Here is a 23,383-nt window from a genome sequence, read left to right as displayed (position 1 = left end):
CACCATCATACGACCTGGCTCGCGCGGTCGATGAGGCGGTTCAGGCTCGGGTGCCGGGATTCGAGCTCGCGGATGCCGCCGTCCGGCGTGGTCATGCCCATCTGTTCGAGCCACGCCTCGAACTCGGGGGCGGCGCGGAGCCGCAACGTGGTGCGCAGGGTGAGCACGTCGTGGAACGACAGGCTCTGGTAGTTGAGCATGATGTCGTCGGAGCCGGGCACGGCGATGAGGAAGTTGCAGCCCGCCACCGTCAGCAGGGTCATCAGCCCGTCCATGTCGTCCTGGTCGGCCTCGGCGTGGTTGGTGTAGCAGACGTCGCAGCCCATCGGCAGGCCGAGCAGCTTGCCGCAGAAATGGTCTTCCAGGCCGGCGCGGATGATCTCCTTGCCGTCGTAGAGGTATTCCGGGCCGATGAAGCCCACCACGGTGTTGACCAGCAGCGGCCGGAAGGCGCGGGCGACGGCATAGGCCCGAGCCTCCACCGTCTGCTGGTCGACGCCGTGATGGGCGTCGGCCGACAGCGCCGCGCCCTGGCCGGTCTCGAAATACATCACGTTGTCGCCCACCGTCCCGCGCTTCAGGCTCCGGGCCGCGTCGTGAGCCTCGGCCAGCACCGCGAGATCGACGCCGAAGCCCCGGTTGGCCGCCTCGGTGCCGGCCACGGACTGGAACACGAGGTCGACGGGGGCGCCGCGCTCCATGATGGCGATGGCGTTGGTGACGTGGGTCAGCACGCAGGTCTGGGCGGGAATCGCGTAGTGCTGGCGCAGCTCGTCGAGCATGGTCATCAGCGCGCCGGCATTCTCGACGCTGTCGGTGGCCGGGTTGATGCCGATGCAGGCGTCCCCCACGCCGTAGAGCAGGCCGTCGAGGACGGAGGCGGCGATGCCGCGCGGATCGTCGGTGGGGTGGTTGGGCTGAAGCCGCGTGCCGAGGCGCCCGGGCAGGCCGATCGTGGTGCGGAACGCCGTCACCACCCGACACTTGCGTGCCACCACGATGAGGTCCTGGGCCCGCATGAGTTTCGACACCGCCGCCGCCATCTCGGGGGTCAGGCCCGGCGCCAGGGCGGCGAGAACCTCGGAGGTGGCCGTGTGGGACAGCAGCCAATCGCGAAAACCCCCGACCGTGAGGTGCGCCACGGGGGCGAAGGCGACGGCATCGTGGGTGTCGACGATGAGGCGGGTGACCTCGTCGTCCTCGTAAGGGACCAGAGCCTCGGTGAGGAACACCTTGAGTGGTAGATCGGCGAGGACGCGCCGCGCCGCGATCCGCTGGGCATCGCTCGCGGCCGCTAGCCCCGCAAGCTCGTCGCCCGAGCGCCGGGGTGAGGCGGCGGCGAGCACATGTTTGAGGTCGGAAAAGCTGTGGCGCTCGCCGCCGAGGTCGCACCGGTAGGCCATGGCCCTGTCTCCCGCACCGGAGACCTACGAAGCCACAGCCCGGGGCACCTGTCGAGGCTGCCCCGAATCCCGGACGGCACGCGCGATCAGTAATGCGGCGGCGGCGGCTCGGGCGCGTTGGTGCCCGGGCGGCTCCCCGCCTCCTCCATCTCCTCCGCCAGCTTCGCCATCCGCCGCGCAAGGGCGTCGATCTGGCGCCACTGCGCCGTGATGGTGGCGTTGAGATCGTCGATGACCACGTCCTGCTCGGTCAGGCGCATTTCCAGGGCGTCGATGCGGGCGCCGAGGTCGGGGTCGCTCATCGCAGGGTCTCCGGGGCGTGGTCGGGCCGTTCGACGAGGGCGGGGCCCAGCGCGATGCGGCCATCGAAGACGAAGCAGTCGCCCGTCCAGCGGCTTTCGGAGTCCGGCACCGTTTCGAGGTAGCGCAGGATGCCACCCGCCAGGGTGTGGACCTCGGCGAACCCCTGCGCGCGCATGTAGGCCCCGGCCTTCTCGCAGCGGATGCCGCCGGTGCAGAATATCGCCACCTTCGGATGCGCCGCCGGGTCGAGCCCGTCCACGTAGGCGCGAAACGCGCCGAAGCGCTTCGTGCCCGGATCGACGGCACCGGGAAAGCTCCCGAGCGCCACCTCGAAGGCGTTGCGGGTGTCGATGAGAAGGAGATTCGGCGTGTCGAGGAGCCTGTTCCAGGCCTCGGGGGCGACGGGCGTCGCCGGGGCCAGGGCCGGGTGGGTGGAGCCGCCATCGAAGGTCACGATCTCGGGCTTGACCCGGACCTTCAGGCGCCCGAACGGCGGCGCGTCGGCCGAGGACAGTTTGACGTCGAGGTCGCCGAGGCGTCCGCCGAACAGCGGCCCGGTGCGGAGGGCATCGAGGAACGTCTCCACGGCTCCGGCTTCGCCCGCCACCGTGCCGTTGATCCCCTCGCGGGCGAGCAGCAGGGTGCCGGTGATCCCCAGATCCCGGCACAGGACCTCGACGGGCGCGCGGAGCGCGTTCGCATCGGGCAGATCGACGAAGCGGTAGAGGGCGGCGACGGTGAGCATCGCGACGGCATAATCCGGGGGCGAGCCAGGGGCAAACCAGAGGGGCAAACCCGAGCGCGGTCCCTACGGCGATGGCGTCGTGATCCGGCGCAGGACGAAGGTGACGCCCACCTCCGGATCGCGGCGCCAGCGTCCGTCCCCCGTGGGGATGAGGTTGACCGTGTGGCCGCGCCGGGCGTTCAGGACGAGCCGCCCCCGGGCGAACTGCCAGGAGACGGGATCGAACACGCTGAGGCCGCTGTCGCGGCACCCGTCGAGGACGCGCACGGGCGCGGGGGGCGGCGCCTGTGTCAGTTCCAGGCGGCAGACGTCCGGATCGCGGTAGCGGTCGAGGGTATAGAGACCGGCCGGTGGCGCTGCGCCGCCCAGATCCGTTTCGGCCCCCAGCGGCGCGGATGTGGGGGTGCCGGACGGGGAAGTCGGCGTCCCCGGGGCCGGCGGCACAGCCGGCGCCGAGGGCACCATGGCAACGATCTGCAGGGGCACGAGACTGTAATGCTCGCCGGATTCCAATTGCGCCACGAGGCTGCGCGCGTCCGGCCGGCGGGTGAACGGCAGGACCGGCCGGACGTTCTTGTCGACGAAGCGCAGGGCGCCGTCGGTGAACAGCCAGCCGGCGACGCCGTTCAGCACCGGCAGGGCGCGGCGGCATCCGGCGGGAAACGACAGGCGCCGCCCGGCCTCGCCGCTCTCGCTCGACAGGGTCATGACGCAGCGCCGGGTGCTGCCGTCGCGGGACAGGTCCCAGGTGCCCGGCACCCCGGCGATGTCCTTGGGCAGGCTCTCGATGAACGGCTGCGCGGGGACGGCCTCTGAAACCGGCGCCTCCGTCGGCGCCCGAACGGCCTGAGACGGCTGGGCTTCCTGCGCGACGGCCGTGCCGCCCACCGCGAGGGCCGCGCAGAATCCCAGCACGAAGGCCGATGCGGCGGCGCTCACGCCCGCGCGCTCCGGACCGGTACGGGCGTCTCCGGTACTGGGGTCAGCGGTCCGCGGCCGGCGAACCAGTGAGTGAGGTTCTCGACCACGAGACGGCCCATGGCCGCGCGGGTGTGGACCGAGCCCGAACCGACATGCGGCAGGAGCACGACGTGGTCCATAGCGGTGAGCTCGGCCGGCACGTGCGGCTCGCGGGCGAACACGTCGAGTCCGGCCCCGAGGATCGTTCCGGCCGCCAAGGCGGCGACGAGGGCGGCCTCGTCCACCACGCTGCCGCGCGCCACGTTGACGAGGATGCCTTGCGGCCCGAGAGCTTCCAGCACGTCGGCTCCGACGAGGCCGTCCGTTTCCGGTCCTCCCGGCGCCACCACCATGAGCACGTCGACGGCCCGCGCCATCTCCAGGAGGGACGCGTGGTAGGCGTAGGGCACCTCCGCCTGCCGGCGGCGTCCGTGATAGGCGATTGCGACGCCGAACCCTTCGAGCCGCGTCGCGATGGCCCGGCCGATGCGCCCGAGGCCGAGGATGCCCACCGTTCGCCCGCGCAGGGTTGGAGTGAGGGGATAGGGCTTGCTCGGCCAGTGTCCCGCCCGCAGGTAACGGTCCGCCTGCGGGATCTGGCGCAGGGTGGCGAGCAGCAGGCCGAGGGCGAGGTCGGCGACCTCGTCGGACAGGACGTCGGGGGTGTTCGTCACCACGATGCCGCGCGCGGCAGCCGCGGCGGTGTCGATGGTATCGTAGCCGACCCCGAAGCTCGCCACGATCTCGAGGTTGGGTAGGTGCCCGAGGAGGACGGCGTCCACGGGCGCCTGCGCCCCCGTCGCCATGGCGCGGATGCGTGGGCCGATTTCAGCGTAGAATGCCTGGCGGTCCGGGGCGGTGTCGGCCCGATGCAGGGTGAAGTGCTCGGCCAAGGCCTCCATGACGCTCGGCTGCATGGGTTTGAGCAGCAGCAGATCGACGGGCAGCATGGGGGACCTTCTGGCGGGCCTTCGGGACGCCGGTGTGCGGCCTCGGAGGCCACCCGTCCGCTTTAAGCCGTGGACCGGGGCCGGTCCAGTGAGGGGGTGCGGACACCCGCACCGGGCCTCGTCATGCGAAAACCTCGCCGCAGCCATCCGACTGGGGCCCACGCCCCACTTTCGCCGAACGGTCTGGAACATTACTAAAGGGAACCTGGGCACCGAGGCCCGCCGAGAAACGCGAAGACAACCCAACCATGACCGCGCCGCGCACCCTCTACGACAAGATCTGGGACGACCACGTCGTCGATGTCGAGCCGGATGGCACCAGCCTCCTCTACATCGACCGCCACCTCGTCCACGAGGTGACGAGCCCGCAGGCGTTCGAGGGTCTTCGCGTGGCCGGGCGCCGGGTGCGCCACCCGGAGAAGACGCTGGCGGTGGTGGACCACAACGTCCAGACCTCGGATCGCAGCTTCGGCATTGAGGATCCGGAGAGCCGCATCCAGCTGGAGGCGCTCGCCGAGAACGTGCGCGATTTCGGCATCGAGTTCTACGACGCCCTCGACCGGCGCCAGGGCATCGTCCACGTCATCGGTCCCGAGCAGGGCTTCACCCTGCCGGGCCAGACCATCGTGTGCGGCGACAGCCACACCTCGACGCACGGCGCCTTCGGGGCGCTGGCCCACGGCATCGGCACTTCGGAGGTGGAGCACGTCCTCGCCACCCAGACGCTGCTGCAGAAGAAGGCGAAGAACATGCGCGTCACCGTGGACGGCACCCTGCCGCCCGGCGTGACGGCGAAGGACATCATCCTGGCGATCATCGGCGAGATCGGCACCGCCGGCGGCACCGGCTACGTTATCGAGTATGCCGGCGAGGCCATCCGCGCCCTCTCGATGGAGGGCCGGATGACCATCTGCAACATGTCCATCGAGGGCGGCGCGCGGGCCGGCCTCGTCGCGCCCGACGCCACCACCGTCGCGTACGTGAAGGGGCGGCCGAAGGCCCCGCAGGGCGAGGCGTTCGAACGTGCGCGCGCCTACTGGGAAACCCTGGTTTCGGACGAGGGTGCGCATTTCGACCGCGAAGTGCGGCTCGATGCGGCCAACCTCCCCCCCATCGTCAGCTGGGGCACCAGCCCCGAGGACGTGGTCTCGATCTCCGGCGCCGTGCCGGATCCGGCCCGGATCCTCGACGAGAACAAGCGCCAGTCGAAGGAGAAAGCCCTCGACTACATGGGCCTGGTCCCGGGCACCAAGATCACCGACATCGCCATCGACCGTGTGTTCATCGGTTCGTGCACCAACGGTCGCATCGAGGACCTGCGGGCGGTGGCCAAGGTGGTGGAGGGCCGCAAGGTCCACGCGAACGTCTCCGCCATGGTGGTGCCGGGCTCCGGCATCGTGAAAGCCCAAGCCGAGGCGGAAGGCCTCGACCGCATCCTCAAGGCGGCGGGGTTCGACTGGCGCGAGCCGGGCTGCTCCATGTGCCTCGGCATGAACGCCGACCGCCTGAGCCCCGACGAGCGCTGCGCCTCGACCTCGAACCGCAACTTCGAGGGCCGCCAGGGCCACCGCGGCCGCACCCACCTCGTCTCCCCCGCCATGGCGGCGGCGGCGGCCGTGGCCGGCCACTTCGTCGATATCCGCGACTGGCCCGAGGCCTGACCGCACCCAGAGGGAGCGCAAGAGGGAGCGGGGGCAAAATCTCGATTGACGGGTGCCCCCGCTCCGCCTAAACGAACCCACGTCGGCGCCGCGAGCGGCTCCGGCGAGCCCAGGTGGCGGAATTGGTAGACGCGCTGGTTTCAGGTACCAGTCTTGCAAGAGGTGAAGGTTCGAGTCCTTTCCTGGGCACCAATTGATTTCTAAGTCACGGAAATCAAATCGCTTTTAGGTTTTCATCCCGCACCCGGGATACCGGTGCGGGATTTCTTTTGGCCTCACGGGCGCGGTTCGCGGTCCTCGTGTAGGTCGCGTTTTCCCGGCTCCCGTCGGCCCATCCGAACAGGGCGTTGAGCTGCGCCTCGCTGGCGCCGGCCTCTGATGCGCGTGGCTCGCAGGCCATGAGCCGAGCCCGGGCCCTGCCTCTCGGCACACCTTCCCGAACCACGTGCCGAACGATTCCTTTGTGAAGGGACGTCCGCGATCCGTCACGATGAAGGTGAGCTCTCCAGTTGGCGCGGCCGCGATAGAGGCGGCGAGCGGCGGCAGGATCGGGGCAGTGACCACCATCCCAGTCTTTTCGGTGCGTAGGGTGAACTCGCCCTTGCGGACGTGCGGTCGGCCGAGGGGACGGCATCGCTGCGGCGCAGGTCCGCGTAGAGCAACAGATCGAACGCGAGGCGCTTTCGGGTCCCGCCCGGCCAACCGACACGACGTTGGATGCAAGCGTCGCCATCGTGGCATTGTCCGGCGCCGGTACCCAGGGACGGGTCTTCGTGCTACCGGCATCGATGCCCGACCGGCGACGGCAGCCAACCGCACCACGGATGAAAAGCAGGTGCGCGGCCCGGGTTAAACCGTACCTCGTCGCTTCATTTGTCGGCTCGATGCGTATCTGACTTCATACAATCAGCGGGTCGGAGAAATATTGCATGTTTGTAAGACGGTTGTTTCGGAGGCGACCCGAAACAAAGAAATTTGTTACAAAGACTTTCGATTCAGCTTTCTACGGCGCCTACTACACAGACCTCTCTGCCTTCCCGAATCAGAGAACGCTATTCAAGCACTACGCGGCGCACGGTCGCCACGAGGGCCGATTTCCCAATGCCCGCGCCCTGATGGCGGCTCTCAACTCGGAGTTCGGCCCGCTCCCGGCTGATTTCGAGCCCGAGCGTTATCGCCTGCTCAACGACGATCTGACCGATTTTCATGAAGGCTGGGCGCTCGCCGAGCATTACCTGCGCTTTGGGCGCCGCGAAGGCCGGGCGTACGTCCTCGCGGACGATTTCGATGCCGCGTTCTACCAGCGCCGCTACGGCGATCTGTCCGGTATCCCGGATGACGAACTGAACTGGCATTACCTGAAGTTCGGCCGCCGTGAGGGGCGTGCGCCGAACGCGCTTTCCCTGGTGGCCTCCCTTCAAACCGAGTTCGGGCCGCTGCCGGATGATTTCGTGCCAAGCCACTACCGTCGGCTTTACGGGGACTTGGCCGACAAGCGCGAGCCCTGGGAACTCCAGGAGCATTACCTGAGGTACGGGCAGTTCGAGGGTCGCCCCTACCGACGTGTTCGCAACGCGGCCGATGAGAGGGATCTTGCGAGCCTCCGGGCCATCGCTGCCAACGCGGGTGTCCTGCCCGAGCCCGTGCTCGACCACTTCATGCTCTACGAATTCGCCATCCTGAACGCGAGCTGGCTGCCCTACATTCCGCGGTCTCGCATCGAGGGCATCCGGCTGTTCCTCGAACAGGGCGTCGAGCGCTTGGCCCTCATTTCCCTGAAAGCGACGTTCGATCCGATCTTCTACCGTTCGCAGCTTTCGGGGCCGGCTCCCTCGCGCGATGCCGATCTCTATCGCCACTGGCTGAGCTTCGGCATCGTCGATGGCCTTCCGGGCAGCGAGGGAAGCGCTCTGGCTCAGCTCATCGGCGAGGACAGGTTCCCTAACTGTTTCGACGCGGCGGCCTACCGGGCGGGCTTGGCCGCCGACCTGGATCCCCCCCCACCGGGCCGGTTCGCGGCCCTGAAGCATTTTGTCGAGGCCGGCTTCGTCGAGCATCGTGCGATTCACGGGTCAGGTGGCGCAAGGCTGTTCAGCCGAGTCAGCGACTATCATCTGATGCGGCACGATCACGCCCTTGCGTTGCAGGCCGCGGAGCGGGGGCTTGCCCTCGCGCCGGGGGAAGGACGGCTTCTTCACCAGCGCGCCGACGCATTGCGGACGCTCGGACGCGACGCTGAGGCGACCGCCGACTACGCGGCGGCGGCCAGCTTGGCGAGCGCCGGCTTGTGGACCCACATCCACGCTGCACTCGGGCTTGCCACCGACGCAAACGAGGCGGCGCTCGACCGGATCGAGCGCTCGGCCGAAAAATTTCGAGGGGCGTTCGAATGGCGTAACGCGGCCCATCAGACAATCGCGCGGGTCTTTGCCAACATCAGCAACGAGGCCAGAGCCCTCTATTCGGCCGGCCGGCGGGTGGAAGCCGATGCCCATCTCACGGCCTGCCTCGACCGCCTCGCGATCGTGATCGCGACTGCCGACCCTCTACCGGGACGGCTTGCGCCCCCCAGCAACGGTCGGATCGTGGTGGTGGCCAATCGCGACCTGCCCCAGTGCGACCACTACCGGGTCGTCCAGAAGTGCGCGCAGCTTGAGCATGGCGGATGGGACGTCGAACTGTTCAGGCAGGACGAGGCGGATCGATGTCGCCCAAGCCTCGATTTGGCAGCGGCGGTGATCTTCTACAGGGTCGCGGCCATTCCCGGAGTGCTGCACGCGATCCTCTATGCCAAGGCCCTGGGGCTACCCACTTTCTACGAGATCGACGATCTCCTGTTCGAGCCCGCGTCTTATCCCGATCCGTTCGAGAGTTTTGAGGGGCAGATCACCCAAAAAGACTATGTCGAGCTTCAATATGGCGTGCCGCTGTTCCGCTACGCCCTGCGCCTGTGCGACGCCGGGATCGCATCGACCCCAGCGCTCGCCGAGGCCATGCGGCCCCACCTTCGTAGCGGAATCTGCCACGTTCTGCGAAATGGGTTCGACCAGCGCAACGATCCCTTCCTCGCGCGACCCGCGAGGGCGTTCGCGGCAGGCTCCGTGACGCTGTTCTACGGATCGGGCACGAAGGCACATAACCGCGACTTCACCGTCCTTGTCGCCCCCGCCCTGGTGGAAGTGCTGGCCCGCCATCCGCATGTGCGGCTCGTGATCGCCGGCTACCTCCATCTCGATCCGCGGTTTGTACCGTTTGCCGACCGGGTACGGCAGCTCGGTTTCTGTGCGGACGTCGCGTCCTACTGGGAGGTGCTTTCCGGCGCCGACATCAACCTCGCGATGCTCGTGCGCGGCCCCATGGCGGACGCCAAGAGCGAGATCAAGTGGCTGGAAGCCGCGATGTGCGGCATCCCCTCGATCGTCTCCGGTACGCGCACCTACCGGGAGCTTCTCAGCGATGGGAACGACGCGCTTCTCGCCGATACGCCCGGGGAATGGCTGCAGGCCCTCGACCGATTGATCGTGGACGGCACCCTGCGACGGGCAATCGGCGAGCGGGCCCGTGCAAAGGCGCTGGGCGAGTATGGGTTGGATCAAGCCGTCGCGGTCCTCGCCCGTGCGCTGCCCCCGCCCCGAACCCAGGTGCGCGACACACATCGTATCGGTGTGTCTCGCCCACGACATCACCGTGCGGTGGCGGGGCGAAAGCTCCGCGTGCTGATCCTCAACGTCTATTTTCCCCCTCAGCTCGTGGGCGGGGCGACACGGGTCGTGCGCGACAACCTCGATCATTTCCTTGATCGCGCCGGCGACCGTTTCGAGTTCGCGGTCGCAGCGGCCGACGACGGCGCCGATCCGGCCTACGGCACGCGCGTCGACCATTACCGTGGCGTTCCGGTGTACCGGATTGCGCCGTTGCGGGTCGAGCATGGGGGTTGGCAACCGTTCGACCCGAAGATGCGGGACCCGTTCGAGGGACTTCTCGATCGATTCGCGCCCGATCTCGTCCATGTTCACTGCGTGCAGCACCTGACCGGCACCGTGGTGGAATCGGTCCGCACACGCGGTATTCCCTACGTCGTCACCCTGCACGATGCGTGGTGGATCTCGGATTTCCAGTTCCTCGTCGATGCGGACGGACAGGTCCATACGCCCTCTGCGGATCCGTTGGTGGACGCGACGGACCGGTCTCTCGACCCGATCGCCTCGCTGGGCCGCAGGCGGAAACTCGGACGGCTGCTCGACGGCGCTCACGCACTCCTTGCCGTGTCGGAGAATTTCGCCCGCCTCTACCAGGCGGCCGGTCATCCGCGAACCGTCGCAGTTCCGAACGGAATTCCGGCGATGTCCTTCGTTCCGCGTCGTCAGGGGGCGGTAGGCCGTGTGCGCCTCGGACAGGTCGGCGGGCGTACGACGCACAAGGGCGCGACGCTGATCGAGTCCGTCCTGCGTGCGGGGGCGTTCGCGAACCTCGATCTGACGCTGGTCGATCACGCCCGCGCGCCCGAGGAAAGCGCGACGGAGATCTGGGGCACCACACCGGTTCGGCTCATCGGGCGGCAGCCGCAAGACGCCGTTGCCGAGCTTTATGCCGAGCTCGACGTTCTGCTCGCGCCGTCCCTGTGGCCGGAAAGCTATGGCCTTGTCACACGTGAAGCGCGAGCTGCCGGGCTCTGGGTCATCGCAAGCGACCGGGGCGCAATCGGAGCCGATCTGACCGACAATGTCGATGGATTCCGAATCGACGTCGGATCGCCGGATGGCTTACGTAGGGTCCTGTCGCGCATCGACGCGGACCCGGAGCGCTTCCGTCAGAGCCCGCCCATTGTGCGGACCTCTGTACGAACCACCGCGGATCAAGGTGATGATCTACTTCAACTGTACCATGAGATCATCACATCCAAACCGTCGTGATCTAAAGCGCCACAGATCGGCGCCGCCTAAGGCAGGCCCCCGCATCGAGATCGCGGTCGACGAATGTGATGCGAAGGCCGCCGGGCAGCGGCGTGGGATTGTCGACCGGGCCGAACTCAAGACCGTGCCCTTCGGGAAGGCCGATGTCGCGCGTCAGCCGGGCCAAGCGCCTGTCGGAGGCCCGGCGTGCCAGGAAGGCGTCGCGTGATACGGTTTCCGCTTGATCAGGTCGGGGAGGCGGTGAAACGCGGGTCCCCTCTCCTGGAAGGAGAGGGACAGGGTGAGGTGTGACCTTTCCGGAGAGGGACCACACCTAATCCCAACCCTCTCCTTCCAGGAGAGGGAGCACCGACGCGACCGTTCGATCAGAAGTGATCAACCGGAAGAGGTATGAGAGGGAGCCAGATCGCACGTTCGCGTCTCAGCTCCCTCGCAGTTCCATCGTCCTTCGGCTCACGCAACGAGTGCTGCGAGTCCGTTGCTGGCGTCCCAGGCACTGTGCCCACTCAGCTCCGCGGCGAATACCGTATCGAGACGCGCCCTCTCCGCCTCGACCAAAGGGCCGTCCACTGCCACCGGGCGGCAACGGCCCGACAAGCCCGGCACCACGAAGTCGGGATTGTGCAGCGCGTGGTCGGAGCCTTCGACGAAGAACGGACGGTCGCCCCCATCGAGGTAGCTCTCAGCCGCCAGACCTTCGGCGAGCAGGATGTCGTGGGCATCGAGCTCGACGTGCCAGTAGGTAACGCTCGTGGCCGGTTCGCGGATGATGGTGGTGCCGTTGATCAGGCACATGATCGGCACGAGGGCGCCGCCCTGGCTGTCCGCATCCGCCCCGACGAGGACGGGGTGGCCCGATGAGAGACGCAGATCCCGGGCGGGCAGACCCGGCCCGAAAGCACCGGCTCGCACACGGATAGGCTGCTGATCATGGGTCAGCGGCTGGCCGGCGCCCCTGAGTTCGCGATGTCCGATCCAAATGACGGCGCGCATGGCGCCCGAGGCGGTCACGGCGACGTCGCCGACACATAGATCCTCGACAGCGACTTCGCCACGCGCCGTACGGATCAGCGTGCCGGTCGTGAAGCAGACAGGCGCCACATAATCACCCAAGGTGCCATTCGAGTCGGCCGTGAAGCGTGTCCTGTTCGCCGACCCCGATCCGAACACTTGTGAATTCGAGAGGATCAGGCGAGTCGATCCAGCACCGGCGCCGGTTTGCGAGTTGGTAAACTGGATCATCGATCCATTGTCGTACTGCGTCGCGTAGAACGTCGACGTCGAAGAACCCGTAGATCCCGGCAGGGTGCCGGTGACCGTTATGGGGTCGCCGACTGCGTTGACCGTCCCATTTACAGTCAGGGGACTGGTCGTAGCGTCATCGACTTGGAAAGTCGCAGAAGGTGCACCATCGTCCGTGCCGGCAAAACCAGATTGGAACACAGTGTTGCGGAATACGAGTGGCAAAGCCATTGTGATACCCTCCCAGCTTCTACAGCTTATAAATTTTGATTTGTACTCATGCCTCTAGCTAATCGCGAGCCAGGGACAAATCCTCATCGGAAATCCATCGCCGATAGCCTCTATAGAAGCTCCACAAAAGCGGCCGAGTACGTTTCCCTGTCATGGCAGAACCGCACGGGATCATAAAGTTCCGAAAGGCCATTTTGCGCAATCAATCTGGTCCCGCCTTTAGAAGCATTGACTGCGTGGCGCGCAAGCAACAAGTTTCCAAAAATATACAAAGTATCCAGGTGAAATACGAAGATCACAGCGGGATATTCCGGCAACGGGATTGCCGATCACGACTCTCGAATGTGCTTTGAAGAATCATCGGCTTCACATGGCGCGATAGCCGTCAGGGCCAGCGAGGTCGCGGCCATCGGGTTCAGGCAGTATGCACCGCACAGCCACCTGACCTGAGCGACCGGCTTTGGACCGGGCTGATTGAGAGGATCAGCCAGGACCGGAGGAGCGGGACCTGCGGCGAGGTCAGAGAACGAGTGCAGAACAGGTTGTGCTGAAGCTGCGCCAGATCGAGGTACAGGCGCACGGGCCCCCATCGTGGCAGGGCTCATTCCCCTGGCAAGCCACTCCCTGTTAAGCACCTCTCGGGCAGGCTCCCGATGCACACGGACAGGATATGGTTTTGCGGCTGACGGGGTCGGCCGATCCCGCGTGGCGCCGAAGGGCGGGACGACATGCGGGTCCGCCCTCCCGGAAGGAGAGGGACAGGGTGAGGTGTGCGACCCTTTCGAAGATGGACCGCCGACGGAAAAGCACCCGCCACAGACCTGCGTGGCCGGAATCGGGTTTCGCCACGCCACGTCGGCCGACGAGATTCTTGCCCTCGTCCACCAGGCACTCGCCACCCGAGGCGTGCCCCTCGGATGCCTCGCCACCCCTGTCGACCGGGCGGGCGAGCCCGCGATCGGCGCCGTGGCCGCCACCCTGGGCGTGCCCCTGATCGGAGTCTCGGCCGAGGCGATGATCGCCGTGGACGGTCAAATCGTCACCCGCTCGTCCCGCATCGCGGCGACACGGGGCGTCGGGTCCGTTGCGGAGGCCGCCGCCCTGGCGGTCGCGGGCGTGGGCGCCGCCCTCCTTCTTCCCCGCATCGCGAGCCTCGGTGCGACATGCGCCCTTGCGCTCGCGCCGGAATCCGTCACTCAGGCGCCATGACCGTCCATTTCATCGGCGCCGGCCCGGGTGCCGCCGACCTCATCACCGTGCGCGGGCGCGATCTCATCGCGCGCTGCCCCGTCTGCCTCCATGCCGGCTCCCTGGTGGCGCCCGAGATCCTGGGCTGGTGCCCGCCGGGGGCGCGGATCGTCGATACCGCGCCGCTGGACCTCGACGCCATCGTGGCCGAATGCACCGCCGCCAACGCGGCCGGCCTCGACGTCGCCCGCCTGCATTCGGGCGACCTGTCGATCTGGAGCGCGCTCGCCGAGCAGACCCGGCGCCTAACCCAAGCCGGCATCCCCTACACGGTGACGCCGGGGGTCCCGTCCTTCGCCGCCGCCGCCGCCGTTCTGGGTCGCGAACTCACCGTGCCGGGGCTGGCGCAATCCGTCATCCTCACCCGCACCTCGGGCCGGGCCAGCGCCATGCCGAAGCGCGAGACGCTGTCCGCCTTCGCCGCCACGGGCGCGACCCTGGCGCTCCATCTCTCGATCCACGTCATCGATGGGGTGGTGGCCGAGCTGACGCCATTCTACGGGCCCGAATGCCCGACGGCCGTGGTGTTCCGCGCCACCTGGCCCGACGAGCGCGTGCTCACCGGCACCCTCGCGACCATCGCGGGGCTGGTGGCCGAGGCAAGGCTCGAGCGCACGGCCCTCATCCTCGTCGGTCCCGCCCTCGACCCGGCGGAGTTCCGCGAGAGCGCGCTCTACTCCAGCGATTACGACCGCCGCTTCAGGCCGCAGGCTGGTACGAGCGCCGCCGGCCCCGTGGCGGGGGAGCGCGCATGAGCGTGCCCGGCCTCCTCGTCGCCGCGCCCCGGTCGAGTTCCGGCAAGACCACCGTGACCCTTGCGCTCATGCGGGCGCTCAGCCGCCGCAGGATCGCCGTACGCGGCGCCAAGTGCGGGCCGGACTACATCGATCCGGCCTTCCACGCGGCCGCCACGGGGTACCCGAGCTTCAATCTCGACAGCTTCGCCATGCCCGAGCCCATGCTCGACGCGGTGGCGGGGCTCGCCGGCGCGAACGCCGACATCGTGGTGGCGGAGGGCTCCATGGGGCTGTTCGACGGAATCGTGGCAGGGGCCGGCCGCACGGGCGCCAACGCCGACATTGCCGCGCGCTACGGCTGGCCCGTGCTCCTCGTCCTCGACGTGTCGGGGGCGGCGCAATCGGCCGCCGCCGTGGCGCTGGGCTGCTCCCTCTACGATCCGCGCATCCGCATTGCCGGGGTTGTGCTCAACAAGGTCGCGAGTCCGCGCCACCGCCGCCTCGTGGAGGCTGGACTCGCCAAGGTCGGCCTGCCGGTCCTCGGCGCCCTCATGCGCGACGCCGGCCTCACCCTGCCCGAACGCCATCTCGGCCTCGTCCAGGCCCGCGAGACCAGCGACCTCGACGCGCGCCTCGACCGGCTGGCGGATCTGGCCGAAGCCGGCCTCGACCTCGACGCGATCCTGGCCGCCGCCTCGGGTACCACGCCACCGCCTCGGGCCGGCGCCCTTCCGAATCCGCCGGGCCAGCGCATCGCGGTGGCCGCGGACGCGGCGTTCTCGTTCCTCTATCCGCACATGGCGGCGGGCTGGCGGGCGCAGGGCGCGGAACTCGTCCCGTTCTCGCCGCTCGCCGACGAAGCCCCGCCGGCCGATTGCGACGCGGCCTGGCTGCCGGGCGGCTACCCTGAGCTCCATGCCGGGCGGTTGGCCGAAGCGGTGACCTTCCTGACAGGTCTACGCGATTTCGCGCGGGAAAGGCCGGTTCACGGCGAGTGCGGCGGCTACATGGTGCTGGGCGAGAGCCTAGAGGATGCCGAGGGGGTCACCCATGCCATGGCGGGGCTGCTCCCGGTGGCGACCTCCTACCGGACGCGGAAGCTGCATCTCGGCTACAGGGTCGCGACCCTTATCGCCGACGGTCCCCTCGGACGCGCGGGCGCGCGCCTCGTCGGCCACGAGTTCCATTACGCGAGCGAGCGCACCCCCGCCCCCGGGGAAGCGGCGGCGCTCGCCCGTGTCACCGATGCGGAGGGGGTGGCCCTGGGGCTCGCCGGTCATCGCCTCGGGCGCGTGACGGGAAGCTTCTTTCACCTGATCGGATGAGCCCGGACGTCCTACTTGGTGGCTTCCTCGGCGGCTTCGGACCCCGGGGCCGGCTTGCCCATCTTGGAGATGGTGCGGACGATGGCGAGCGCATCGCGGCGGAGCTGGTCGTTCTCGATCAGGGCGTAGGCCCGCAGCAGTTCGATGGCGCCCTGGGCACTGAGGAAACCGAAGACGTCTGACTGGGTGCCGTCGGCGTCGTCATCCTCGAAGAACGCCGAGACCGGCACCTCAAGGAGGCGGGCGATCTCGCGCAGGCGCCCGGCGCCGACGCGGTTCTGGCCCTTCTCGTATTTCTGGACCTGCTGGAAGGTCACGCCGACGGCGGTGCCGAGCGCGGTCTGACTCAAGCCGCGCGCCTTGCGGAGGGCGGTGATCCGCAATCCGACGAGGCGATCGACATCGGTGGTCTGCTTAGGCATCATCTCTCGATTCAGTCCTTGAAGTTGACGTGACGTTTCCGCCCGGACCAACGACGGAAACGCGTCGAAAACGAGTGGTGTCGCACGGTGTCATACGAACCGCCCTTGAGCTCAGAAGCCCCGGCGTTGATTTCGATACACTCCGGCAAGGCCGCTCCAGCAAGTCTGCATCCGAAGCTCAGCACATCCTCTGCCTCAGCACTGACATCGGTATTGCTCGAATTCGGTCAGAACTCCACTCTGCCCGCAGCTTGACCACAAAGCCGGCCCGAAAGGCAAGCGCTCCGTTTGGAAGAACGACGCCAGCGGACCGGCATCGGGAACGCCGCGACACGTTGGCGAACGCCATGGAGCGGCGCTTCCGGTTGTCGTCTCGCCTGGGCTAGGATGCCTGGCAACCCGAACCCCTTCGAGAACCCCGGATTTCCATCATGTATATCGCCATGAATCGCTTCAAGGTCGTCAAGGACTCGGCTGTGGATTTCGAGCAGGTTTGGCTCGGACGCGACAGCCAGCTCGGCGAGATGCCGGGCTTCGTCGAGTTTCACCTGCTGCGCGGACCCGAGCACGACGATCACGTTCTGTACGCCTCGCATACGGTCTGGGCGTCGAAGACCGACTTCGAGGCGTGGACCCGCTCGGAGCAGTTCCGCAAGGCGCATGGCCGGGTTCCCACGACGAAGCCGCTCTACCTCGGCCATCCGCAATTCGAAGGGTTCGAGACGATCCAGACCCTGGGCGGCGCTTCGAACGCGGCGGCCTGACGCCCGAAGACGGGGACACTCGCGAAGGGGCCGGGCCTCCGGCGCCGGTCCCCTCTTGCACTGACGCGAAGTCACCGCGTCAGGCGTGGCAGGAACACCGCCGAGAGGCCGATGAGCGGCAGGTAGGCGCACAGGGCGTAGACCGTGGTGATGCCGGCATGATCGGCCACCTCGCCGAGGATCGCCGCCCCGAGGCCACCCATCCCGAAGGCGAAGCCGAAGAACAGCCCGCCGACGAGGCCGATCCGGCCCGGCAGGAGCTCCTGTGCGTAGACGAGGATCGCCGGCATCGCCGAGGCCAGGATCAGGCCGATGGGCACGGTGAGCACCACCGTCCAGACCAGATCGGCGTGCGGCAGGGCCAGGGTAAAGGGCAGCACGCCCAGGATCGAGGCCCAGATGACGGGCTTGCGCCCGAAGCGGTCGCCGATGGGGCCGCCCAGGATGGTACCCGCCGCCACCGCACCGAGGAACACGAACAGGTAGACCTGCGACTGCGCCACAGACACGCCGAAGCGCTGGATGAGGTAGAAGGTGTAGTAGGACGAGAAACTCGCGAGATAGAAGTATTTCGAGAAGATCAGCGTCAAGAGGATCGCGATGGTGAGGCCGACCCGTCGACGGGACAGGGACGCGGCGGCCCGGGTGCCAGCACGGATGGCGGAACGCAGGGGTGAACGGAGCCGTCCGGCGTACCAGCGGCCGACGAGGGTGAGCACGCCCATGCCGGCGAGAGCCGCGAGGGAGAACCAGGCGACGCTCCCCTGCCCGTGCGGCACCACCACGAAGGCGGCGAGCAACGGCCCCAGCGCGGTGCCGGCATTGCCGCCGACCTGGAACACGGATTGCGCGAGGCCGTAGCGGCCGCCCGAGGCGAGGCGGGCGACGCGGGTCGCCTCCGGATGGAACACGGCCGAGCCGAAGCCGACGAGGCCCGCCGCCAGGAGCAGGAGCCCGTATTCCCAGGCCACCGACAGGAGAACGAGGCCGATGAGCGACGAGCCCATGCCGAGCGCCAGGGAGAACGGCAACGGCTTCCGGTCCGTGTAGAGGCCCACCACAGGCTGGAGAACCGAGGCCGTGACCTGAAACGCGAAGGTGATGAGCCCGATCTGGCCGAAATCGAGCCGGAACTGCGCCTTGAGCAGAGGGTAGATCGCCGGCAGCAGGGACTGCACGAGATCGTTGAGGAGGTGCGACAGGCTGAGCGCCCCAAGCACCGCGAAGGCCGGCCCGGCCCCCGATGTCACGGGACCGGAACTCATGGGACCAGATGTCGTGGGACCGGCATCCCGTACCGGCTGCGCGTGCCGCCCATCGTGGGCGGCTTGTTCGATGGTTCCTGACATGGACGGGTTCCGACGGGTCTTCCTGCGCGGGGCGATTGCGCGCCATCGGTGTCATGAACATGGCCGAAGACGGCGCATCGGCGAAGGTGTCTGGCTCGAGCTGCCGGGCTGCGCTTTTCGCGCGGATGGGTCCGCCCGGATCCAAAGACCGGGGTATCACCGGATACGATCAAGACTTGCCCGTGGACAAGACTTGCTCGTGGATAAGACTTGCCCGTGGATAAGTCCCGGGATGATTGCGACCGGCCGATGTGATGGTTAATCCAGCAGGGTCGCACGCATGATCCGCCCCGGTGCGGGTGTGAAGGTCCGAAGATTGCGCCCTGATCTCATGAAACTGGGATCGAGCGGCAAACTGGCTCGATTTGAGACACTTTCCGCCCCACGACGGGACATGGCGCTCCAGATGTTTCAGGAACCGATTCATAAGATCTACCCCGGCGTGCCGATCAACGCCGCGGCTCGCCGCGATGTCTGGGCCGCGCTCCTGCCGCGGCGCCGTCGCGCCGCCTTCCGCCTCGGAATCTCCACCGCCGTGGCCGCCGCCGATCTGCTGACCATCGTCGGCACGGCCTACGCGGTGGACGTGATCTATTCCTTCGGCGTGCTCGGCGAATTCCCGCCGAGTGGCGTGAGCGGCGGACTGCAGATCGCCGGTCTCGTGGCGATGATGGTGCTGCTCACCAACCTGGCGCGGGAGGAATACAGCATCGAGACCTCCCTTTCCTACGGACCGCACCTGCGGCGCACGGCGACCCTCTGGGTCTCGGCCTGGGCGGTGGTGCTGATCCTCGGCTTCGTGACCAAGACCACCAACGATTTCTCGCGCATCGTATCCCTCGGCTTCTTTCTCGCCGGCCTGCCGATGATGCTGATCGTGCGCGCAAGCATGATCTGGCTGGTCCGCCGGGCGATCACACCGGGCTCGGCCTCCATCAACCGCATTCATCTCGTCGGGTTCGAAGAGGATATCGCCCGGTTCTACGCCCACAACGATACGGAAGCCTTGGGGCTTCGCGTCATCGGCACGAGCTACCTGCGCCGGATCGACGGCGGGTCCGACGGCCTCGCCCGGCACACCCAGATGGCCGAGGATCTCGATCTCGCCGTGTCGGTGGTGCGGTTCCTGCGCCCGGACGATGTCTTCATCCTAGTACCGTGGTCCGAGGCCGACGACATCGAGCGCTGCATCGACGCGTTCCTGCGCGTCCCCGCCGCCCTGCACCTGCGTCCCGGCTCGGTGATGGATCGCTTCCCCGACATCAAGGTCGGCCGCGTCGGCCGCCTGTCGGGTCTCAGCATCGGGCGCCGGCCCCTCCAGGCCGGCGAGATCCTGCTCAAGCGGGCGGTCGACCTCACCCTGGCGGCCACCGCGCTCGTGATGCTGGCCCCGCTCTTCGTCGCCGTCGCGGTGCTGATCAAGTTCGACAGCCCCGGCCCGGTGTTCTTCCGCCAGCGGCGCTACGGCTTCAATCAGCAGCCGTTCGGCGTCTACAAGTTCCGCAGCATGAAGACGGAGGGTGATGCGGTCTTCCGCCAGGCCTCGCGCAACGATACGCGCATTACCCGCATCGGCGCGGTGCTGCGCCGCTCCAACATCGATGAGTTGCCCCAGCTCATCAACGTCCTGCGCGGCGAGATGGCGCTGGTTGGCCCGCGCCCCCATGCGCTGGCCCACGACCGCAGCTTCGAGCGGCGCATCGCCCACTACGCCCGCCGCCACAACGTGATGCCGGGCATCACCGGCTGGGCGCAGGTGAACGGCCTGCGCGGCGAGACCCTGACCGACCTCGACATGGAGCGCCGCGTCGCCCACGACCTCTACTACATCGATAACTGGTCGATCTGGCTCGACCTCAGGATCATGGTCCAGACGGTGATCTCGCCGCGCGCCTACAACAACGCGTTCTGAGCGGCGGCGATCGGTCCCCGGCCGGGGTCGGTGCCGCTCGGTCTCAGTCCTCGGCGGGTCTGCCGAGGCAGGCGCCGCACTCGCCCTCGACCTCGAGGATGCGGCTCGACGGCTTGAAGCCCGCCTTGGCCAGGGTGCGTCCGAGCTGATCCTCGATCTCGGGCGACGTGGTCTCGTCGATGGAGCCGCAATTGCGGCAGATCAGGAAGACGAGACCGGCGCCGTCCGTGTGCGTATGCCCGCAGGACACGAAGGCGTTACGGCTGGCGATGCGGTGGACGAGGCCGTTCTCCGTGAGGAAGTCGAGGGCGCGATAGACCGAGACCGCCGCCACCCGCTTGCCAGGCCCGCTCAGGCGCTCGGCGATGTCGTAGGCGCCCAGGGGTCGCGCCTGCGACGCCACCACCTCGAGGACATCCCGGCGCAGGCGGGTGAACTGGAGGTCGCGCGCCCGACACACGGCCTCGGCCCGCGCCAGGGCCTCCTCTGGCCTGTGATGGCCATGACATCCCGCCTCGGCGTGCGTGCCCGCGTGGTCGTGCATGGGCTCCCGGTCCCTGTAAAACGCTGGAGCATGATGGTCTCGGAAAACTGGTTTCCCTTTTCCGCATCGTGCTCCGGGCCGGTCGCCCCGGCCCGTTGAATTCGCATGATGTTACAGTGTATCAGCGCGCAACGTAAGCCGATGCGCCCGTTCGGTCCGATTGACCCTTCCCGTGACCCGTCCCAGTCTTCCGCCACGCCGCTCGCTGTTCCAGGCGGGGGCGCATCTCCGCTTCGCTGTGGCCGCCGGACTGGCCACGCTGCTCTGGGGCGCCATCCTGTGGGCCATCGGATGAGCGCGCCCGCGACGGGCGCCATCGCGCTCCACGGCCTGACCCTGGGCTACGACCGTCACCCGGCGGTTCACCATCTCGACGGCACCATCCAGCCCGGCGCGCTGCTGGCCCTCGTCGGTCCCAACGGCGCCGGCAAATCGACGCTCCTGAAGGGGATCATCGGCGAGGTGCCGTGCCTCGACGGCTGGATCGCCCGTCCGGACCTCGCCGGCGCCATCGCGTACCTGCCGCAATCGGCGGAGATCGACCGGGGCTTTCCCCTGCGGGTCCTCGATCTCGTGGCCATGGGCCTGTGGCGCCATATCGGTCCGTGGCGCCGGGCGGCGCCCTATCGCGATCGGCTGACCGAGGCCCTCGCCGCCGTCGGGCTCGTCGGCTTCGAGGACCGGCCCATCGGCACCCTGTCGGGCGGACAGTTCCAGCGCGCCCTGTTCGCCCGCCTCATCGTCCAGGATGCCCGCGTCATCCTCCTCGACGAACCGTTCACCGGCGTCGACGGACGCACCAGTGCCGACCTCCTGCGCCTCATCGGCGCGTGGCACGGCCAGGGCCGCACCATCGTCGCCGCCCTGCACGACCTCGCCCAGGTCCGCGCCCATTTCCCCCAGACCCTGCTGCTCGCCCGCGAGCCGGTGGCCTGGGGTCCGACGGATCGGGTCCTGACTCCGCACAATCTCGCCCGTGCTCAGACCCTGTCGGAGGCCTGGGACGAGGACGCGGCGATCTGCGGCCGGGCGGGCGACGGCCACGCCCCATCGCACGCGCATTCTCACGGGCCTGCCCACGATCACACCACGCACGGGCACGCCCAGGACCACGGCCACCGGGACGCTCCGTGATCGACACCCTGATCGACTGGCTGTTCGGCCCATTCCTCGAATTCGGCTTCATGCGACGCGCCCTCGTCGGCTGCCTCGCCCTGTCCCTGTCGGCTCCGCCCGTGGGTGTGTTCCTGATGCTGCGCCGCATGAGCCTGATGAGCGACGCCATGAGCCACGCCGTCCTGCCGGGGGCGGCCATCGGATTTCTCGTGGCGGGCCTGTCCCTGCCGGCCATGACCCTCGGCGGCCTCGCGGCCGGCCTCGCCGTGGCGCTCCTGGCCGGGGCCGTCACCCGCTCCACCCTCATCAAGGAGGATGCGAGTCTCGCCGCGTTCTATCTCATCTCACTCGCCGCCGGCGTGGTGCTCATTTCCCTGCGCGGATCGCAGATCGATCTCCTGCACATCCTGTTCGGCACCGTTCTGGCCCTGGACGACCCGGCCCTGCTGCTGCTGGGCGGCATCGCGACCGTCACTCTGTTCGGGCTCGCCGCCCTCTACCGCCCCCTGGTGATGGAATGCGTCGACCCGCTGTTCCTGCGCACGGTGAGCCGGGCGGGCGGGCCGGTCCACTACGCCTTCCTGGGACTCGTGGTGCTCAACCTCGTGGGCGGCTTCCAGGCGCTGGGTACCCTCCTGGCGGTGGGCCTGATGCTGCTCCCGGCCATCACCGCACGGTTCTGGGCGGCCGACCTCGGCGGCATGATCCCGGTCTCGGTGGTGTGCGCCATGGGCGCGAGTGTGGCGGGGCTGACCGTATCGTACCGGGCCGACCTGCCCACGGGCCCGGCCATCGTGCTGGCCGCCGGGGCCTTCTACGTGATCTCACTCGTCATCGGCCCACGCGGGGGCCTGATCCGCCGCTTCGTCCGGGCGCGCCACCTCGAAGGATAGCGCCGGGCGGCGCCTTTCCGCGACCGCCCTTCTACAGGTTGAACAGGCTCATGATGCCGGACACCAGGGCGTAGACGAAGCCGGCGTTGAGCAGCACGCCCAGGGCCCCGACGGCGAGACCGAACAGCACGACGACGCCGTCGCGCTCCACGAGGCCGAGACCCACGAGGCAGATGGCGAGGCCGAGGGGAATCTGCCCGACGATGGGGGCCGCGACGATGAGTGCCAGGGACAGGGTGAGCAGGATCAGGCCGACGCCGCGCAGGCCGAGGCCGGTCTCGAACAGGCTCATGCGCGGACGCGACCAGTGTTCGAGGCGCCGCAGCAGGGGAACGGCCCGGTTGGCGGCCCGCTCGACATCCTTGCGGGCCACCGAGCGACGCAGAAGCGCGCGTGGCAGCCATGGCGAGGACATGCCGGCCGTGATCTGCACCGCCACGAGGAGGAGCAGCAACCCGCAGACCAGGGGGATCGGCGGCGGCATCGGCAGGCAGTTGGGCAGGCCGAGGATGACGATGAGCAGGGCGAAGGCACGGTCCTTCAGCACCGCGACGATATCGCCGACGGTCAGCCGCTCGCTCTCCTGTTCGGAGAGGACGGTCAGCACTTCGGAAGTTCGGGCACCTGGAGACAAGAAAGCTCGGCCATTGGCGACGGTCCTGTCG

Annotated in this window: 20 protein-coding genes and 1 tRNA gene; 11 read left to right on the top strand and 10 right to left on the bottom strand. The window is 68.2% G+C overall.

Annotated features, from left to right (window positions below):
* Positions 1-5 precede the first annotated feature (5 nt).
* From MKK49_RS22630 to MKK49_RS22610, 5 genes are all read right to left on the bottom strand, one after another.
* Positions 6-1,403: an ethanolamine ammonia-lyase subunit EutB gene (locus MKK49_RS22630; protein WP_244032181.1), complete on the bottom strand. Its 1,398-nt coding sequence runs from the start codon at positions 1,401-1,403 to the stop codon at positions 6-8.
* 86 nt (positions 1,404-1,489) lie between these two features.
* Complete coding sequence (locus MKK49_RS22625; RefSeq protein ID WP_244032180.1) at positions 1,490-1,705, bottom strand: SlyX family protein; 216 nt, start codon at positions 1,703-1,705, stop codon at positions 1,490-1,492.
* On the bottom strand, positions 1,702-2,451 hold the full coding sequence (locus MKK49_RS22620; protein WP_244032179.1) for a rhodanese-related sulfurtransferase: 750 nt from the start codon (positions 2,449-2,451) through the stop codon (positions 1,702-1,704). The genes MKK49_RS22625 and MKK49_RS22620 overlap by 4 nt, the downstream gene beginning before the upstream one ends.
* A gap of 63 nt (positions 2,452-2,514) precedes the next feature.
* Positions 2,515-3,390 carry an AprI/Inh family metalloprotease inhibitor gene (locus tag MKK49_RS22615; RefSeq protein ID WP_244032178.1) on the bottom strand — a complete coding sequence of 292 codons (876 nt, stop codon included), beginning with the start codon at positions 3,388-3,390 and terminating at the stop codon, positions 2,515-2,517.
* Positions 3,387-4,361 carry a 2-hydroxyacid dehydrogenase gene (locus tag MKK49_RS22610; protein ID WP_244032177.1) on the bottom strand — a complete coding sequence of 325 codons (975 nt, stop codon included), beginning with the start codon at positions 4,359-4,361 and terminating at the stop codon, positions 3,387-3,389. The genes MKK49_RS22615 and MKK49_RS22610 overlap by 4 nt, the downstream gene beginning before the upstream one ends.
* A 248-nt stretch (positions 4,362-4,609) precedes the next feature.
* On the opposite strand from MKK49_RS22610, the gene leuC reads away from it, so the two are divergent.
* The 3 genes from leuC to MKK49_RS22595 all read left to right on the top strand — a co-directional run bounded on the left by leuC (position 4,610) and on the right by MKK49_RS22595 (position 10,935).
* Positions 4,610-6,022 carry a 3-isopropylmalate dehydratase large subunit gene (leuC, locus tag MKK49_RS22605; protein ID WP_244032176.1) on the top strand — a complete coding sequence of 471 codons (1,413 nt, stop codon included), beginning with the start codon at positions 4,610-4,612 and terminating at the stop codon, positions 6,020-6,022.
* Positions 6,023-6,129: 107 nt separating this feature from the next.
* Positions 6,130-6,214: transfer RNA gene (locus tag MKK49_RS22600), tRNA-Leu, on the top strand.
* A 737-nt stretch (positions 6,215-6,951) separates the two neighbouring features.
* Complete coding sequence (locus tag MKK49_RS22595) at positions 6,952-10,935, top strand: glycosyltransferase (protein ID WP_244032174.1); 3,984 nt, start codon at positions 6,952-6,954, stop codon at positions 10,933-10,935.
* Between the two features lie 453 nt (positions 10,936-11,388).
* Here the strand turns inward: MKK49_RS22595 and MKK49_RS22590 are convergent, their stop codons facing one another.
* On the bottom strand, positions 11,389-12,408 hold the full coding sequence (locus MKK49_RS22590; RefSeq protein WP_244032172.1) for a Hint domain-containing protein: 1,020 nt from the start codon (positions 12,406-12,408) through the stop codon (positions 11,389-11,391).
* 825 nt (positions 12,409-13,233) lie between these two features.
* On the opposite strand from MKK49_RS22590, the gene MKK49_RS22585 reads away from it, so the two are divergent.
* Genes MKK49_RS22585 through MKK49_RS22575 form a run of 3 tightly spaced genes read left to right on the top strand, consistent with a single transcriptional unit; the run spans position 13,234 to position 15,718 of the window.
* The gene (locus tag MKK49_RS22585; protein ID WP_244032169.1) at positions 13,234-13,617 is read left to right on the top strand and encodes a cobalamin biosynthesis protein; all 384 of its coding nucleotides are present in this window, start codon (positions 13,234-13,236) and stop codon (positions 13,615-13,617) included.
* Positions 13,614-14,411, top strand: coding sequence for a precorrin-4 C(11)-methyltransferase (gene cobM / locus MKK49_RS22580; protein WP_244032167.1), 798 nt, complete (start codon positions 13,614-13,616; stop codon positions 14,409-14,411). The genes MKK49_RS22585 and cobM overlap by 4 nt, the downstream gene beginning before the upstream one ends.
* On the top strand, positions 14,408-15,718 hold the full coding sequence (locus MKK49_RS22575) for a cobyrinate a,c-diamide synthase (RefSeq protein WP_244032165.1): 1,311 nt from the start codon (positions 14,408-14,410) through the stop codon (positions 15,716-15,718). Before cobM ends, MKK49_RS22575 begins: the two co-directional genes overlap by 4 nt.
* Positions 15,719-15,729: 11 nt before the next feature.
* On the opposite strand, the gene MKK49_RS22570 is transcribed toward MKK49_RS22575, so the two are convergent.
* On the bottom strand, positions 15,730-16,143 hold the full coding sequence (locus tag MKK49_RS22570) for a helix-turn-helix domain-containing protein (protein WP_244032163.1): 414 nt from the start codon (positions 16,141-16,143) through the stop codon (positions 15,730-15,732).
* Positions 16,144-16,571: 428 nt separating this feature from the next.
* Here MKK49_RS22570 and MKK49_RS22565 point away from each other — a divergent pair, with 428 nt between their 5' ends.
* Positions 16,572-16,904, top strand: a complete 333-nt coding sequence (locus MKK49_RS22565) for an antibiotic biosynthesis monooxygenase family protein (protein ID WP_244032161.1) — start codon at positions 16,572-16,574, stop codon at positions 16,902-16,904.
* Positions 16,905-16,975: 71 nt separating this feature from the next.
* On the opposite strand, the gene MKK49_RS22560 is transcribed toward MKK49_RS22565, so the two are convergent.
* Positions 16,976-18,169 carry an MFS transporter gene (locus MKK49_RS22560; RefSeq protein WP_244032159.1) on the bottom strand — a complete coding sequence of 398 codons (1,194 nt, stop codon included), beginning with the start codon at positions 18,167-18,169 and terminating at the stop codon, positions 16,976-16,978.
* Between the two features lie 490 nt (positions 18,170-18,659).
* Here MKK49_RS22560 and MKK49_RS22555 point away from each other — a divergent pair, with 490 nt between their 5' ends.
* Positions 18,660-20,165: a sugar transferase gene (locus MKK49_RS22555; RefSeq protein ID WP_244032157.1), complete on the top strand. Its 1,506-nt coding sequence runs from the start codon at positions 18,660-18,662 to the stop codon at positions 20,163-20,165.
* Positions 20,166-20,208: 43 nt separating this feature from the next.
* Here the strand turns inward: MKK49_RS22555 and MKK49_RS22550 are convergent, their stop codons facing one another.
* Positions 20,209-20,709, bottom strand: coding sequence for a Fur family transcriptional regulator (locus tag MKK49_RS22550; protein ID WP_244032155.1), 501 nt, complete (start codon positions 20,707-20,709; stop codon positions 20,209-20,211).
* A 172-nt stretch (positions 20,710-20,881) separates the two neighbouring features.
* Here MKK49_RS22550 and MKK49_RS24575 point away from each other — a divergent pair, with 172 nt between their 5' ends.
* The 3 genes from MKK49_RS24575 to MKK49_RS22540 are packed head-to-tail and all read left to right on the top strand — an operon-like array spanning position 20,882 to position 22,718.
* On the top strand, positions 20,882-21,004 hold the full coding sequence (locus MKK49_RS24575; RefSeq protein WP_279595732.1) for a hypothetical protein: 123 nt from the start codon (positions 20,882-20,884) through the stop codon (positions 21,002-21,004).
* Positions 21,001-21,843 carry a metal ABC transporter ATP-binding protein gene (locus MKK49_RS22545; protein ID WP_244032153.1) on the top strand — a complete coding sequence of 281 codons (843 nt, stop codon included), beginning with the start codon at positions 21,001-21,003 and terminating at the stop codon, positions 21,841-21,843. Before MKK49_RS24575 ends, MKK49_RS22545 begins: the two co-directional genes overlap by 4 nt.
* A gap of 50 nt (positions 21,844-21,893) precedes the next feature.
* Positions 21,894-22,718, top strand: coding sequence for a metal ABC transporter permease (locus MKK49_RS22540; protein WP_244032327.1), 825 nt, complete (start codon positions 21,894-21,896; stop codon positions 22,716-22,718).
* Positions 22,719-22,749: 31 nt separating this feature from the next.
* On the opposite strand, the gene MKK49_RS22535 is transcribed toward MKK49_RS22540, so the two are convergent.
* Complete coding sequence (locus MKK49_RS22535; protein WP_244032151.1) at positions 22,750-23,352, bottom strand: exopolysaccharide biosynthesis protein; 603 nt, start codon at positions 23,350-23,352, stop codon at positions 22,750-22,752.
* Positions 23,353-23,383: the final 31 nt, after the last annotated feature.

This window comes from Methylobacterium sp. J-090 (genome assembly GCF_022829345.1).
Classification (GTDB): Bacteria; Pseudomonadota; Alphaproteobacteria; order Rhizobiales; family Beijerinckiaceae; genus Methylobacterium.
This window is presented reverse-complemented; position numbering and strand designations above follow the sequence as displayed.

What these genes read in the sequence shown, in the direction of transcription:
- MKK49_RS22620 (WP_244032179.1), bottom strand. Translation starts at nt 2,451, where the DNA reads ATGCTCACCGTCGCCGCCCTCTACCGCTTCGTCGATCTGCCCGATGCG.
- MKK49_RS22560 (WP_244032159.1), bottom strand. Translation starts at nt 18,169, where the DNA reads ATGAGTTCCGGTCCCGTGACATCGGGGGCCGGGCCGGCCTTCGCGGTG.
- MKK49_RS22570 (WP_244032163.1), bottom strand. Translation starts at nt 16,143, where the DNA reads ATGATGCCTAAGCAGACCACCGATGTCGATCGCCTCGTCGGATTGCGG.
- MKK49_RS22555 (WP_244032157.1), top strand. Translation starts at nt 18,660, where the DNA reads ATGTTTCAGGAACCGATTCATAAGATCTACCCCGGCGTGCCGATCAAC.
- MKK49_RS22545 (WP_244032153.1), top strand. Translation starts at nt 21,001, where the DNA reads ATGAGCGCGCCCGCGACGGGCGCCATCGCGCTCCACGGCCTGACCCTG.
- MKK49_RS22610 (WP_244032177.1), bottom strand. Translation starts at nt 4,361, where the DNA reads ATGCTGCCCGTCGATCTGCTGCTGCTCAAACCCATGCAGCCGAGCGTC.
- MKK49_RS22630 (WP_244032181.1), bottom strand. Translation starts at nt 1,403, where the DNA reads ATGGCCTACCGGTGCGACCTCGGCGGCGAGCGCCACAGCTTTTCCGAC.
- MKK49_RS22565 (WP_244032161.1), top strand. Translation starts at nt 16,572, where the DNA reads ATGTATATCGCCATGAATCGCTTCAAGGTCGTCAAGGACTCGGCTGTG.
- MKK49_RS22540 (WP_244032327.1), top strand. Translation starts at nt 21,894, where the DNA reads ATGCGACGCGCCCTCGTCGGCTGCCTCGCCCTGTCCCTGTCGGCTCCG.
- MKK49_RS22590 (WP_244032172.1), bottom strand. Translation starts at nt 12,408, where the DNA reads ATGGCTTTGCCACTCGTATTCCGCAACACTGTGTTCCAATCTGGTTTT.
- leuC (WP_244032176.1), top strand. Translation starts at nt 4,610, where the DNA reads ATGACCGCGCCGCGCACCCTCTACGACAAGATCTGGGACGACCACGTC.
- cobM (WP_244032167.1), top strand. Translation starts at nt 13,614, where the DNA reads ATGACCGTCCATTTCATCGGCGCCGGCCCGGGTGCCGCCGACCTCATC.
- MKK49_RS22625 (WP_244032180.1), bottom strand. Translation starts at nt 1,705, where the DNA reads ATGAGCGACCCCGACCTCGGCGCCCGCATCGACGCCCTGGAAATGCGC.
- MKK49_RS22575 (WP_244032165.1), top strand. Translation starts at nt 14,408, where the DNA reads ATGAGCGTGCCCGGCCTCCTCGTCGCCGCGCCCCGGTCGAGTTCCGGC.
- MKK49_RS22595 (WP_244032174.1), top strand. Translation starts at nt 6,952, where the DNA reads ATGTTTGTAAGACGGTTGTTTCGGAGGCGACCCGAAACAAAGAAATTT.
- MKK49_RS22550 (WP_244032155.1), bottom strand. Translation starts at nt 20,709, where the DNA reads ATGCACGACCACGCGGGCACGCACGCCGAGGCGGGATGTCATGGCCAT.